The sequence below is a fragment of the Streptomyces sp. NPDC051561 genome, from assembly GCF_044454195.1.
GTDB lineage: Bacteria > Actinomycetota > Actinomycetes > Streptomycetales > Streptomycetaceae > Streptomyces.
This window is the reverse complement of record NZ_JBITDM010000053.1, coordinates 1-11,958: the sequence shown is the minus strand read 5'-3', so window position 1 is coordinate 11,958 and position 11,958 is coordinate 1. Positions and strand designations below refer to the sequence as shown.

General features: G+C 70.0%; 18 protein-coding genes and 1 pseudogene. 17 read left to right on the top strand and 2 right to left on the bottom strand.

What is annotated here, in order from left to right:
- Positions 1-184 precede the first annotated feature (184 nt).
- Positions 185-1,471, bottom strand: coding sequence for a tyrosine-type recombinase/integrase (locus ACIA73_RS41740; RefSeq protein WP_399444248.1), 1,287 nt, complete (start codon positions 1,469-1,471; stop codon positions 185-187).
- Positions 1,472-1,862: 391 nt separating this feature from the next.
- Positions 1,863-2,237, bottom strand: a complete 375-nt coding sequence (locus tag ACIA73_RS41735) for an XRE family transcriptional regulator (protein WP_399444247.1) — start codon at positions 2,235-2,237, stop codon at positions 1,863-1,865.
- A 556-nt stretch (positions 2,238-2,793) separates the two neighbouring features.
- On the opposite strand from ACIA73_RS41735, the gene ACIA73_RS41730 reads away from it, so the two are divergent.
- From ACIA73_RS41730 to ACIA73_RS41650, 17 genes and pseudogenes are all read left to right on the top strand, one after another.
- Positions 2,794-3,042, top strand: coding sequence for a hypothetical protein (locus ACIA73_RS41730; RefSeq protein ID WP_399444246.1), 249 nt, complete (start codon positions 2,794-2,796; stop codon positions 3,040-3,042).
- A gap of 128 nt (positions 3,043-3,170) precedes the next feature.
- Complete coding sequence (locus tag ACIA73_RS41725; protein ID WP_399444245.1) at positions 3,171-3,479, top strand: hypothetical protein; 309 nt, start codon at positions 3,171-3,173, stop codon at positions 3,477-3,479.
- Complete coding sequence (locus ACIA73_RS41720) at positions 3,476-3,856, top strand: hypothetical protein (protein WP_399444244.1); 381 nt, start codon at positions 3,476-3,478, stop codon at positions 3,854-3,856. The genes ACIA73_RS41725 and ACIA73_RS41720 overlap by 4 nt, the downstream gene beginning before the upstream one ends.
- The gene (locus ACIA73_RS41715) at positions 3,849-4,253 is read left to right on the top strand and encodes a hypothetical protein (protein ID WP_399444243.1); all 405 of its coding nucleotides are present in this window, start codon (positions 3,849-3,851) and stop codon (positions 4,251-4,253) included. The genes ACIA73_RS41720 and ACIA73_RS41715 overlap by 8 nt, the downstream gene beginning before the upstream one ends.
- Positions 4,250-4,525 carry a hypothetical protein gene (locus ACIA73_RS41710; RefSeq protein WP_399444242.1) on the top strand — a complete coding sequence of 92 codons (276 nt, stop codon included), beginning with the start codon at positions 4,250-4,252 and terminating at the stop codon, positions 4,523-4,525. Before ACIA73_RS41715 ends, ACIA73_RS41710 begins: the two co-directional genes overlap by 4 nt.
- The gene (locus ACIA73_RS41705; RefSeq protein WP_399444241.1) at positions 4,522-4,872 is read left to right on the top strand and encodes a hypothetical protein; all 351 of its coding nucleotides are present in this window, start codon (positions 4,522-4,524) and stop codon (positions 4,870-4,872) included. Before ACIA73_RS41710 ends, ACIA73_RS41705 begins: the two co-directional genes overlap by 4 nt.
- Positions 4,865-5,695, top strand: a complete 831-nt coding sequence (locus ACIA73_RS41700) for a hypothetical protein (protein WP_399444240.1) — start codon at positions 4,865-4,867, stop codon at positions 5,693-5,695. Before ACIA73_RS41705 ends, ACIA73_RS41700 begins: the two co-directional genes overlap by 8 nt.
- Positions 5,696-5,715: 20 nt before the next feature.
- Positions 5,716-6,777 carry a hypothetical protein gene (locus ACIA73_RS41695; RefSeq protein ID WP_399444239.1) on the top strand — a complete coding sequence of 354 codons (1,062 nt, stop codon included), beginning with the start codon at positions 5,716-5,718 and terminating at the stop codon, positions 6,775-6,777.
- Positions 6,777-7,565, top strand: coding sequence for an exonuclease domain-containing protein (locus tag ACIA73_RS41690; RefSeq protein ID WP_399444238.1), 789 nt, complete (start codon positions 6,777-6,779; stop codon positions 7,563-7,565). The genes ACIA73_RS41695 and ACIA73_RS41690 overlap by 1 nt, the downstream gene beginning before the upstream one ends.
- A complete protein-coding gene (locus ACIA73_RS41685; RefSeq protein ID WP_399444237.1) occupies positions 7,562-8,011 on the top strand; it encodes a phiSA1p31-related protein in 450 nt (149 codons plus the stop codon). Before ACIA73_RS41690 ends, ACIA73_RS41685 begins: the two co-directional genes overlap by 4 nt.
- The gene (locus ACIA73_RS41680; RefSeq protein ID WP_399444236.1) at positions 8,008-8,235 is read left to right on the top strand and encodes a hypothetical protein; all 228 of its coding nucleotides are present in this window, start codon (positions 8,008-8,010) and stop codon (positions 8,233-8,235) included. The genes ACIA73_RS41685 and ACIA73_RS41680 overlap by 4 nt, the downstream gene beginning before the upstream one ends.
- Entirely contained in the window at positions 8,232-8,861 is a 630-nt protein-coding gene (locus ACIA73_RS41675) for a hypothetical protein (protein WP_399444235.1), read from the top strand. The genes ACIA73_RS41680 and ACIA73_RS41675 overlap by 4 nt, the downstream gene beginning before the upstream one ends.
- Positions 8,858-10,543 (top strand): DNA cytosine methyltransferase, encoded by a 1,686-nt coding sequence (locus ACIA73_RS41670; RefSeq protein ID WP_399444234.1) that lies wholly within the window; start codon positions 8,858-8,860, stop codon positions 10,541-10,543. Before ACIA73_RS41675 ends, ACIA73_RS41670 begins: the two co-directional genes overlap by 4 nt.
- The gene (locus ACIA73_RS41665) at positions 10,540-10,809 is read left to right on the top strand and encodes a hypothetical protein (protein ID WP_399444233.1); all 270 of its coding nucleotides are present in this window, start codon (positions 10,540-10,542) and stop codon (positions 10,807-10,809) included. The genes ACIA73_RS41670 and ACIA73_RS41665 overlap by 4 nt, the downstream gene beginning before the upstream one ends.
- 4 nt (positions 10,810-10,813) lie before the next feature.
- Positions 10,814-11,254 carry a hypothetical protein gene (locus ACIA73_RS41660; protein ID WP_399444232.1) on the top strand — a complete coding sequence of 147 codons (441 nt, stop codon included), beginning with the start codon at positions 10,814-10,816 and terminating at the stop codon, positions 11,252-11,254.
- Positions 11,251-11,613, top strand: a complete 363-nt coding sequence (locus ACIA73_RS41655; protein ID WP_399444231.1) for a hypothetical protein — start codon at positions 11,251-11,253, stop codon at positions 11,611-11,613. The genes ACIA73_RS41660 and ACIA73_RS41655 overlap by 4 nt, the downstream gene beginning before the upstream one ends.
- 16 nt (positions 11,614-11,629) lie before the next feature.
- Positions 11,630-11,958 (top strand): annotated as a pseudogene (locus ACIA73_RS41650) (hypothetical protein); the annotation flags it as partial.

Below are 11,958 nucleotides of genomic sequence, written 5' to 3'. Positions count from 1 at the left end.
GTGCCCCCGGCAGGATTCGAACCTGCGACACCAGCTTTAGGAGAAAACGTAAAGCGGAGGCGAGGATTCCCGAGGGTTTCCGAGACCCTCCGAGACCTTCGGGCGGTGCGTTCCGGTGCTGGTGGCGGGTGCTTTCGGGTCTCGCCGAGGGGTCCCGAGGGGGGTTTGTGGATTCGATGTGGACTCACGCGGATTCCACCGCCCGAAGTGTTCGAACGGGGGCGTCGGGTGCCCCGCTCGGCACCATGGCGGCGAGCACGTGCGCGGCGACTTCCTCGGGCGCGTGCTGGTACAGCCATGTCACCTTCGACCCGCGGTCGTGACCCATCACCGCCTGCACTTCCTTCTCCTTCACCCCGAGATCCTTGAGCCGGGTCGCGAAGACGTGGCGCAGATCGTGCACCCGCGGCCAGTACTCCATACGGCCGGTTTCCGGGTTCTTCACCTCGCGGGCCAGGCCGGCAGCCTGAATCGCCGGGATCCACGTGCGCCGGAAGTTGTGACGGGTGAGCACCCCGCCTTGTGGACCGCGGAACAGCAGCTCGTCGGGGTGCAGGTCCTTGCCGTCGCCGATGGGAGAGACAGACCGCTTCGGACGCCACCGATCCACCATGACGCGGGCCGCTGCCACCGCATCCGGAGTGAGCGGGACCGTACGGAACCCGGCGACTGTCTTCGGTGCCGGCTGCCGGAACAGCGTCCCCCGGTCGTCAATGAGCACTTCCTTTACCTTGACGTGCTGAGCGTCGAGGTCGACGTTTCCCCACCGCATCCCGGTCGCCTCGCCCCACCGCAGCCCTGTCTCCTCCAGGAAGACGAGCAAGGGCCCGTAGTACATCGCGGCGTGCTCGCGGATGAGCGCGCACTGCTCGCGCGTGGGCGGTCGCAGCTCGTCGGCGTGCTTCTTCGGGGGCACCGGCAGTTCGATGTCGGCGGCCGGGTTGTACGGGATGCGCTTGCCGTCACGGACGGCGCCGCGCAGCATCCCGCGCAGCAGCTCCAGCGTCTTGCGGCGGGCGTGGTACCCCTTGATCTCGGTAGTGATCCACGTCTGAAGTTCTTGATACTCCAGATCGCAGAGCCGCCACTTTCCCCACTTGGGCAGGATGTGCGCGTTCCAGCTCGACAGCTTGCGGTTCACGGTCGTCGGCCGGCCCTTGGGCTGTCCGGGCCACCACAGATCCCACCACTCTTCGAGGGCGATCTCGCCGCGCTTCGGGTCCTGGTAGGTGCGGCTGCGGACCCGGTCGCGGGTGCGGTCGAGGAACGCCTCGGCTTCCTTCTTCTTTGCGAAGTTCTTCGCGCACTGCTTGCCCGCGGGGTCGCGGTAGCGCGCCTGCCAGGATCCGAGGCAATCGCGCCGCCGCTTGCGCTCGCCGTGTTCGGCCGGGGGGTAGTGCTCAGTGCATGCCTGGCACCCGCAGGTTTTCGACCTGAGTTGCCGGGGGTTGTTGGTCGCCCTACGCGCCATGTGCCATCACCTCTCCATCCGATCGCTGAGGAATGCAGGGAAGGGTTACCGCTTCCCCGCACCAGCAGACTGCCCCGAACTCGGGCTGCGGGATGGCGAGTTCACACAAAACCGCCCGCACGGCAATGAGGGCGCGCTCGGGGGAAAGGGCTGTCGGAACGGTGATGATCTGGCGCGTGGGATTCCACGGGCGGAGCCGGGCCAGCGGAGCCAGAAGAACGGTGATGCACACGGTTGAACCCCCGATACGCAGGCATGTGGGAGACCTGTACCGACGGGGGAGCATCGGCCGTACGAGCGACCGTAGCGCCAAATGGAGGATTGTGCGACTACCGGTAGGGGTGTTGTTGAAGAGTCAAGACATAACCGGGAGTTGGCCTCTAACTGAGACCTACGAGAGGGCGGAACGGTTGTGCTCGTTCAGTGCCCGCATCTCAACTTCCTTGATCTGCTGCTGCTCGGCAGTTAGTCCCCGGAAGAGTTCGAGAAGCCGTGTTTCGGCGTCCGGGGTCAAGGGACCGGGGACCTTACGGCCGGCGGCCGCGAAGATTTCAGTCTCGGTGAACTTCGGGAACTCGCGCGCCATGGCGCGCAGGCTGTCGGGCTTGGGGCCGCGCCCGGTGCCGCGCTTGCGGTTCACCCACGTGCTGATAGCGGATGCGGAGACACCGATGCGGCGCGCGATCTCGCTGTCGTTGACGTCGTACTCAGACTTCAACCGAGCGATGAGCTGCGCGAGGTCTTCGGTACGTCCCTCAGTCTCCACGGACTCAAGAGTGCCCCGCGCCTTCTACTTTCCGCAAGTAAAAGTAGAAGCGTGGCGTGAAGCAGTCACGGCGCGCAGCCTCCCCGCCGCACGCCGTCACTGACGGCATATGGCACCAGCATAGAACATGCGTGCGATTTACACGAGGAACTATGTCCGCCTCGGAAGAACTCGGCGAGTCTCTTGACGGTGTTGTGACTGTGACTGTAGAAATGTCACAACGCGCTTCGATGGAAGCGCGCCACCGACGAATCAGGCGCGAGGTTCCGCATGTCCAACCTGCACCGCAAGGGCGAAGGCCAGCCACTCAGAGACGCCATGAAGGCGGCGGGGGTGTCGGGCCCGGAACTTGCCGGTGCAACGAAGCGCGTCGACCCGGCCGGGCGCGGCATCAGCGCCGCAGCCGTGGGGCGGGTCGCCGGGCAGGGGAAGACGGCGAGGACCGCGTGCAGGCTCCGAACCGCGTGGCTCATCTCCGACGCGCTCGGGCAGCCGATACAGGCGCTGTTTCGCATGCCTACAGATTCGACTGTGACAGTAGAAAGGTCAATGAGAGATGCCGAAGAAGAGTGAGCGCGTCGTCGCCCTCCCGGCCGGGCTGCTGCCCCTTCTGAGTCAGCGCGAGATCGAGACGTACTACGGCGTCTCGGACTGGCAGGTACTCCAGTGGATCAAGGCCGGTATGCCCGTTACCCCGTTCCCGGGGCGGCAGCGCCGGTTCGACCTCACCGACGTCAAGCGCTGGATGGCCACGCAGGACGACGAGCACGACGCCGAGGCCGGCGTGCAGCTCGCCACCGCCTGACCCACAGCAAAAAGGGCCGCTCCGACTTCCCGGCCCGAGCGACCCCCCGCGAAACACCCCAACCAGAGAGTGAGGCGATCGCGTTGAGCGCTCAGCCTACCGAACACATCCCTCCGAGCCCCCTCGCTATGACCAGCGACAACCGGCTCGCCGTGCAGGTTGTCCTCGACAACCTCGCGTTGCCCGCCCCGACGATGGTCGCCCGCCCTGACGCCGTGCACATCACGGTCGCGGACGTCGACGACCTCGGCGCGTGGCTGTACGCCCTCGGCGGCGAGGTACGGCGCGGCATCGAGGTCGACGGCGCGTCGCTGTGGACCCTGCACACGGACACCCCGAAGAGGCTCGACGGGTCGACGGTGCGCGTGCTCGTACACGTCCCGGTCGTGTCCGGCGAGGACATCCTCGCCGAGATCCGTTCGGCGGTGACCCGATGACGACATACGCCGACCCGTTCACCGCGCCCGGTAGGAACCGGCCGACGCCGTCCCCGGCCGCTGTAGCGCTCGCCGTGCAGTGCCGCCGGGCGAAGGCGCTCGCGGACACCGCGCAGCAGCAGTTCGCCGCGATGCCGACGCCGCCCGAGGCGAGCGCCGCCGGCGGCGAGGTGCAGCTCGTCGTCACCCCCCGGTCGCTCGCCGACTGGAACGGCTGGATCGCCCGACTCGGGATCGACGGGCGTCGCATGACGAACGTCGGACCGTCGACAGTCTGCCGGTTCACGATCGGCGGCGTACGCGGCCGGCTCGTCGGCAAGGGGGTCCCGGCGCTGCTCGCCGAGGCGCTCGGCGCGAGGGGCGGCCGCCGTGGCTGACGAGACGCAGATGGTTTCGGCGCCGATCCCGGTCGGTGTCCGGGCGATCCCCGGTGGGTCGCAGCTCGACCTCGCCGGGTTCGCGCAGGCGGTCGTCGAGGACGTCGTCGACGCGCTGCTCGCCGACGACGGGCTGCTGCTCGACGACTTGATCGCGATTAGCGACCCCGAGCAGTCGAGGGTCGGCATGCAGGTCGAGCGGCTCGTCGCGACGTTGTCCGAGCGGGCGAGCAAGTGCACGTCGCTGTACGGCGAGCGGGGGCTCGAACTCGCGGAGCGGCTCGGCGTGAGCGCCGCGCGGGCGCTGCCGGTGGGGCACTGGTCGGGCGAGGCGGTGCAGGTGTGGCAGTCGCGTCGGGCTGCTGCCGAGGCGGTCAAGGGCGGTGCTGCTGCATGAGCACTCTTTCCGACGCCCGGATCGCCGCCCGCGCGCTGCTCAAGAACGTGACCGGCGACGAGCGCCCGATGTGGCGACAGGTCATCACGGAATACACGGGCGCCAACAAGCACGATGCGATCGCACCGGTCTGCCTCGACGACGACCACGAGCCGGAAGACGCGAGCGTGTACTCGTGCTGCCCCGAGCCCGTGATCGAGGTCGAGCAGCCCGAGCTCGGCGCGTACCTGGTCGAGCTGCTGAATGCCGACGCCGAGGACGGTGTCGCATGAAGCCCCTCGACCGACAGCGAGTCGGCCCCGACGTACCGGGCATTCCCCGCCCGTACTGCCCGGCCCCGTACTGCGGGCAGCCGTTGCCGTACGGGGCGGTCTGGTGCTCGATCTGGTGCAAGGACGCCGCAGAGAAGGACACCCGCGACAGCGCGTCGCGTAAGGGCGAGTCCACTCACAGCCGACCGTGCGAGTTCCCCGAGGTGCTGCCGTGCTGCTGCCCGGTGCGCCCTCGGGTGCTGCCGGACGCGAGCACGGTCCGCGCGACGAGCCGTGCCCGAATCGCCGCCTTTTTCATCGGCGTTCGGTGGGGGCGCATGAATCTTCCGGCGGTGCCCGGTGACTGATCCTCGCCACGCGGTGGCGACCGAGCGGGGCCGGTACTACACCGACCCCGCCGGGGGCCCCGACTTGATCAGCGTCACGAACGCGCTCAGCGCGATCTCGAAACCCGCATTGGTTCCGTGGGCGGCAGGCATGACCGCCGATGCCGTGATCGCCGACCCGATCTCGACCGCGCACCGGGCACGCACCGAGCCGACCGTGCTGCGGCGCGAACTCGTCGGCGTGCACCGGCAGTACACCGAGCGGGCGCAGGATCTCGGCACCCGTGTGCACGAGCGGGCGGTGTCCCTCGTGCTGGACACCCCGCATCCGGCCGACCCCGAGGTCGAGCCGTACGCGATCCAGCTCGCCGCGTGGCTGCGGCTGTGGCGCGTCGTCGTCGAGCGCGACATCGTCGCCATCGAGACGACCGTGCTGCACCGCCGTTACGGGTACGCCGGTACCGGTGATCTGTGGGTATGGCTGCCGACTGGCCCGCACGGGCGCCGGCAGTTGTGGCTCATCGACTACAAGACGTCGATGAAGAAGCCGGACAGCGTCGTCTACGCCGAGCAGCCCCTGCAACTCGCCGCGCTGCGGCATGCCCCGGTGTGGCTGCTGCCGGACGACACCGACGGCGACGCCCCTCGGGTGAGCCGTACGGCGCTTTTGAACCTGCGGCCGCGATCGCAACGGTTGATCGAAGTCCCATCCGGCCGGGCGCAGTTCGCCGCCTTCCTCGGCGCGACGCGCACCGCCCGCTATCTGCACACCGCCCCGAGCAAGTACCCGACGGTCCTGCCGTCGTGGGCGCCGGGTGCCACCGAGCGAAAGGCGGCCGCCTGATGGGCAGTCGAATCCTCACGATGAAACGGCAGACGGCTGAACTCGGGCGCATCCGCACCGGGTACAGCCGGCCGAACCCCAAGCCGGACGGGCGGCCGATCCCCGTCAAGTCGAAGACGTTCGTACTGTCCAGCCACAGCCGCGAGTACGTCGAGCGGGCTGCCGCTCTGTACGGCGGCGACGTCGAGGAGTGGACACCGCAGAACCAGAAGATCGCGCAGTACCGGGTCATCACGACCACGACCGAACTGCGCGCCGTACTGCCGGCAGGCGATCCGCTGTCGCAGGCGTACGAGCTGTGGTCGGGCGGGGGTTGCGCCCGGCGCTGCGACGGCGAGACAGAGCAGCTCACCCGGCAGCCGTGTATCTGCCTGGCGAAGTTCGGGCCGGACTGGCACGAGCAGAACGAGATCAAGCAGGGGTCGGTGTGCAAGCCCACCAGCCGCATCGGTGTGTTCCTGCCGGATCTGCCGGACCTCGGCGTGTGGCGGTTGGAGTCGAAGAGCCATTACGCGGCCGACGTCATGGCGGGCGGGATCGACACCGTGTTGCAGGCGACGGGCGGGAAGGGGTTGATGCCGGTCCGCATGTGGATCGAGCAGCGGACGGCGGTACGACGGGGCAAGACGAAGAATTACCCGGTCGTGATGCTCGTGCCGTCGCTGCCGACGCTGCGGCAGGCACTGTCTGGCCCGCTCACCACTGCGGCGGCTCTGGACCCGAGCGGCGTGGACCGGGCGGCGATCGAGGCAGCCCGCCCTGACTACGTCGCCGAGGCACAGCAGTGCCGAACCGTCGAGGACGCCCGCGCGGTATGGCATAGGGCGAACCGGGCGGGACACGTCGACCCGAAGGGCACTGACGAACTGTCGCTGCAACTCATCCGAATCGCGAAGGACATCGAGGCGGGCGTCGACACGACGACGGGCGACCTCGGCGACGACCAGGGCGACGACGAGCTCGGGCCGGACGACGACGGCGTGTACGACGTCGAGGTCGTCGACCAGGACGACGAGCCGCCCGTCGACAACCCGGGAGACGCGTGGCCCGAGGTCGCGCAGCCGGGCGGGGGTGGGCGCTGATGTGGCACACCTCCCGACTGGTGGCGTTCGACCTTGAGACGACCGGCGTCGACACCGAGGTCGACCGCATCGTGACGGCAGCCGTGATCGGGCTCGGCGGTGGCGGACAGACCGACTCGCACGAGTGGCTCGCCGACCCCGGCGTCGACATCCCCGCCGAGGCGACCGCCGTGCACCACATCACGACCGAGCACGCGAAGGCGCACGGCGAGCCGGCGGCCGACATCGTCGACCAGGTCGCCGAGGCACTCGCGACCCGGGTCGGCATGGGCGACCCGCTCGTCGGTCACAACGTGCCGTACGACCTCACGCTGCTCGACCGCGAGTGCCGCCGGTACAACGTGCAGCCGCTGCTCGACCGGCTCGGCGAGACGCCGCTGCGGGTCCTCGACACGCGGGTGCTCGATCAGCACGTGTTGCCGTACCGCAAGCGCCCGTCGGAGACGCAGGGAGCCCGGCAGCTCATCACGCTCGCGCAGGTCTACGAACTGCCATGGGTCGAGTCCGAGGCGCACGGCTGCTCGTACGACGCGCTGATGTCGGCCCGGATCCTGTACCGGATCGGGACGCTCGCGCACATGGCGCCGTCGCAGTGGCCCGAGCGCATCCGGTTCCACAAGCGGCCGCGGCTGCACGAGCTCGAAGGGCTCGCCGCCGACGAGCTGCACACCCGGCAAATCCGGTGGGCCGCTGAGCAGGCGGCCGGGTTGCAGGAGTGGTTCCGAAAGACCGATCCGGCCGCCGTCGTCGACGGGTCGTGGCCGATCAAGCCTCGGGGGGACGCATGAAGATCAAGTTTCTCGACCTCGACGAGCACGTACTCGTCATCACCGTTGACGCGCAGGGCGCTCTCGACATCACGCCGACCGGTGGCTGCACGCACGCCGTCGCCTCGGTGCTCGTGCACGCAGCCCGCGCGCTCGTCGACGCCCACCCGCCGTACCCCTGCACGCCGGACGCCGAGCAGCCGAGCGGCGACGAGCCCCTGCACGCCGAACACGGCACCCTCGACGCCGAGCGCCGTGTGTGGACCGACGGCACCGGGCACGTCTGGGACCTGTCGGTGACGTGGGCGGCGGCCGCTACCGAGCCGCTGTGGATGTGGTCGGGGCGGCTCGATCACCTCGGTACGCCCGTGATGCAGCCGGTCGGCGACGACGGCGTACGCGAGTCCCTCGACGTACTGCGCGCCCTGTACGGGCCGATCAGCCCGGTCGGGGGTGAGCAGTCGTGAGCACCCTCGCCTCGCACCGGGGCATCGTGACGCTGCTCGCGGGGTGGGCGGTCCGCCTGCGGTCCGTTCGTCCCCGGCCGGCGGCCGCAGGTTCGCCCGAGGTCGTCGAGGTGTGGCTCGCCTGCCACACGACGACCTGCGCGCACCTGTCGACCCGCCACGACCGCACGCCGGCCGGGCTTGTCTGCCGCGCCTGCGGCACCCCGAACGGGGGCGCACAGTGACGACGCTCTCGATCCCGGGGCTCATCAGTTCCGGTGCGCAGTCGCCGCTCGCCGACATCGTGGTCGCCCCGGCCGAGCTGCGGGTGATCGGGCTGGATCTGTCGATCACGTCGACCGGTGTCTGCCGCCCGGACGGCACGGCGTTCGCGATCAAGACCCGGGCGAAGGACGGCGACCGTCGGCTGCTGCGGGTGCGGGATGTCCTCGCCGCCGAGTTCGCCGAGCACGCACCGCACCTCGCGGTCGTCGAGGATCTGCCGACGAAGATGCACGCGACGGCACTCAAGATCGTCGGGCGGCTGCACGGTGTCGTCGTCGGCGCGCTGCTCGACGCCGACGTGCCGTACGCATTCGTGTCGCCCGCGACGCTCAAGGGGTTCGCTGCGGATCACGGCGGTGCCGACAAGCGCCGCATGGCCGACGCCGCGTACCTCGCGGCGGGCGCCGAGTTCCCCGGTGACCTCGACGCGAAGGGTCACGGCGGCGACATGTGCGACGCCTGGTGGCTGCGCGCGGCCGGGCACGACGCCCTCGGCGACCCGTTGTTCGGGATGCCGCAGGCGCAGCGGGATCGGCTGCTCAAAGTGTCGTGGCCGGCCGTGACCGGAATCGGGGTGACCCGGTGACGACCCACGCTCAGCACATCCCCGGTACGGCCGTGGCGCTGCCTCGGCGCAGGCTCGACGACGTCCTCGCCGCGACCGCGCGGCCGGTGTCGACGGTTCCCGGGCAGAGCACCCTCGACGACGTCGCCCCGGAGGCGTTGCGGATCGGTTCGCTGTTCACCGGGTACGCCGGGCTCGACATGGGGGTGCAGGCAGTCCTCGGCGGCGAGCCCGCGTGGCACTGCCAATACGACCCGGAAGACAAACACCAATACGCCGCCCGCATCCTGGCCCACCACTGGCCGCATGTGCCGAACCTCGGCGACATCACCGCCGTCGAATGGCAGCGCGTCCGCGACGAACTCGGTCCGGTCCACATCGTGACCGGCGGGTTCCCCTGCACTGATCTCTCATTGGCCGGACAGCGCGCCGGGCTCATGACCGGTACCCGGTCGGGTCTGTGGTCGTACATGCTGCGCGCGGTCGCGATCCTCCGACCCCGATTGGTGGTGATCGAGAATGTCCGAGGCATCCTCTCGGCGAAGGCTCGTAGCGGTATGGAGCTCGAAGCGTGCTGTGTGGAGCACGCAGGAACTAAGCCTCTTCTGCGAGCACTCGGTGCCGTACTCGGAGACCTGGCCGCCATCGGGTTCGATGCGGAGTGGGCGGGCGTACGCGCTGAGGAGGTCGGCGCTCCCCACGAGCGGTTCCGCGAGTTCATCCTCGCGTGGCCTGCCGACGCCGACGGCTCGGGATCACAAGGGCGAGGGATTCAAGGGGCAGTTGCCGAACGCCTTGCGGCTGCTGCCGACGCCGCGTGCATCGGCGAACGAGAACCGGCAGACGACCCGAAGCCCGTCGCAGGAAGCCGGCACGCACGGGCGGTCGCTCGCGGCCGAGGTGGGAACGCTGCTTCCGACGCCGACGGCTACTCGGTACGGCAGCAACCAGTCGGAGGGGCCGAACGCCGCAGTTCGGCCGTCGTTGGATTCCCTCGCTCGGAAGCTGCTGCCGACGCCGAGGGCGACGGACGGATCGAAGGGCGGACCGAATCAGCGGGGGAGCTCGGGCGATCTGACGTTGCCGAGCGCAGCGGCGCGGCTGCTGCCGAGCCCGGCAGCCGGCGACGGGAAGGACACCGCGAACTTCCGGCCGGACGGGACGCCGTACAGCAGCGGGTACGGGATGACGTTGACGGATGCGGCGAGATTGCTGCCGACACCTCGGGCATCGGACATCGGGACCCCCGGCCGACGGGCGAGCGAGGGGTTCCGGCCCCCGCTGTCGGAAGTGGTGCGGCCGCTGCTGCCGACGCCGACGGCGGCCGACGGGACCAGGACGAGCGAGACGTACGCGAGGGGCAACCCGACGTTGCGTGGGGCGACTACGAGCCCGCGATCCGGCGTTGGGAAACGGTCCTCGGGCGCCCCCACCCCTGGCCAAATGACGATCGAGGACGTCTAGCGCCCGAGTTCTCAGAGTGGATGCAGGGCGTACCGGCCGGGCACGTGACCTCGGTGCCTGCCCCTCCCGGCATGAGCGCTGCCGCCCTACGGAACGCGCGGCTCAAGGCACTCGGTAACGGAGTCGTTCCGTTGCAGGCCGAGGTCGCGCTGCGGCTGCTGCTCGACCGTGTCCGCGACGAGCCGGCCGTGCAGGCGCTGCTCGCCGATGTGGAACGCGCGAGGCGGCTCGGGGGATGACCGGGTTCGGGCCGACGATCGGCAACCCCAACCCGGGCCCCGGGCTGCGGGTCCGGTTCGACAGCAAGAACACATCGACGGTGTCCGCGGATTGGGCGTGCGCCTGCGGCGCCCCGTCCGAGGACGCCATCGGCCCCGAGGCGGTCGAGCAGCTCGTACGCCGGGCTGAACGCCACCGCCGCGACACCTGCACCAACGAAGACGTACGGACGGCGGCCGCGATGCGCGACATCCAGCGCCGTAAGCAAGCGAACCGAAGGAAGTGAGCACATGCCCAAGCTGTCGCGAGAACAAGACGTCGAGGTGAAGCTCGACGGCGGCGCGGCCGGGCTGCACGCCGCGATCCCCGAAGAGCTGCGCCGCGGGCTGTTCGAGCGTCCCGGCGCCTCGATCTTCGCAGTCGTCCAGTTGCGGGCGACGAGCTACACCGGGCACGCCGAGGGCGAGGACAAAGACGCCACGGTGAAACTCCGGATCACGCTCGCCGAGGTCGGGTCGGACGACCGGCAGTCGAAGTACCTCGCCGAGATCATGCGCGCGATGATGCGCCGCCGAAAGGTCGAGGGCACCCTCGACGCCGAGTCGGGGCTCGCCGACCACGACGTCGAGATCGCCGTCGCCGAGGCCCTCGCCACGATGCCGACCGAGGCGGAGTATGCGGCGCACACCGCGCAGCAGCGGCGCGGCAGTCGAGTCGAGCACGTCGGATGACACGGCCGGCCGGTCGCAGTGGGGCGCGGCGTGCGCGCTGCCCCCGCTGCGCCGCCCCGGTACTGCGGCAGCTCGTCGGCCGCACGGCGGCGCTCAGTGTGGTCGCCGACGCCGAGCAGATGTCGGCGGCCGCCGCGGGCGCGCTGCGCGAGCCGGACCGCCTCGACTGGTGCGTGTACGAGACGCGCGACGGGGTCGACCTGCGGTGGGCGAGCTGCCACACCCGGTCGACCCCGTGCGCTCGGCGCCACGCGATCGACCACCAGTGCATCGGCCCGACGCCGCCGGCCGACCGGCTGCCCGCGCAGCGCCGCACCCCCAAGTCTTCGCCCGTTCACCCCGGGCAACTCACGCTCTGATCACAGGAGATACCCGATGCCGTTCTTCGTCGTAGACGATGGGGCGCACAGCCACCCGAAGATGATGCGCGCCACGAACGCCGCGCTCGGGCTGTGGATGCGCGTCGGCTCGTATGTGGCGCAGCATCTTACCGACGGGCACGTGCCCGGCGAGCTCGCCAAGCAGTACGGCAGCACCCCGCAGATCACGAAGCTGCTCGCCGTCGGGCTGTGGCACGCGCACGGGCACGACTGCCCGCGCTGCCCACAGCCCCGGCCGGGCGACTACTACATGCACGACTACCGCGACAGCGGGAACCCGTCCCGCCGCGAGGTGGTAGCCCGGCGCGAGAAGGCGGCCGCGAA

What these genes read in the sequence shown, in the direction of transcription:
- ACIA73_RS41740 (WP_399444248.1), bottom strand. Translation starts at nt 1,471, where the DNA reads ATGGCGCGTAGGGCGACCAACAACCCCCGGCAACTCAGGTCGAAAACC.
- ACIA73_RS41730 (WP_399444246.1), top strand. Translation starts at nt 2,794, where the DNA reads ATGCCGAAGAAGAGTGAGCGCGTCGTCGCCCTCCCGGCCGGGCTGCTG.
- ACIA73_RS41725 (WP_399444245.1), top strand. Translation starts at nt 3,171, where the DNA reads ATGACCAGCGACAACCGGCTCGCCGTGCAGGTTGTCCTCGACAACCTC.
- ACIA73_RS41720 (WP_399444244.1), top strand. Translation starts at nt 3,476, where the DNA reads ATGACGACATACGCCGACCCGTTCACCGCGCCCGGTAGGAACCGGCCG.
- ACIA73_RS41710 (WP_399444242.1), top strand. Translation starts at nt 4,250, where the DNA reads ATGAGCACTCTTTCCGACGCCCGGATCGCCGCCCGCGCGCTGCTCAAG.
- ACIA73_RS41705 (WP_399444241.1), top strand. Translation starts at nt 4,522, where the DNA reads ATGAAGCCCCTCGACCGACAGCGAGTCGGCCCCGACGTACCGGGCATT.
- ACIA73_RS41695 (WP_399444239.1), top strand. Translation starts at nt 5,716, where the DNA reads ATGAAACGGCAGACGGCTGAACTCGGGCGCATCCGCACCGGGTACAGC.
- ACIA73_RS41690 (WP_399444238.1), top strand. Translation starts at nt 6,777, where the DNA reads ATGTGGCACACCTCCCGACTGGTGGCGTTCGACCTTGAGACGACCGGC.
- ACIA73_RS41685 (WP_399444237.1), top strand. Translation starts at nt 7,562, where the DNA reads ATGAAGATCAAGTTTCTCGACCTCGACGAGCACGTACTCGTCATCACC.
- ACIA73_RS41665 (WP_399444233.1), top strand. Translation starts at nt 10,540, where the DNA reads ATGACCGGGTTCGGGCCGACGATCGGCAACCCCAACCCGGGCCCCGGG.
- ACIA73_RS41660 (WP_399444232.1), top strand. Translation starts at nt 10,814, where the DNA reads ATGCCCAAGCTGTCGCGAGAACAAGACGTCGAGGTGAAGCTCGACGGC.
- ACIA73_RS41655 (WP_399444231.1), top strand. Translation starts at nt 11,251, where the DNA reads ATGACACGGCCGGCCGGTCGCAGTGGGGCGCGGCGTGCGCGCTGCCCC.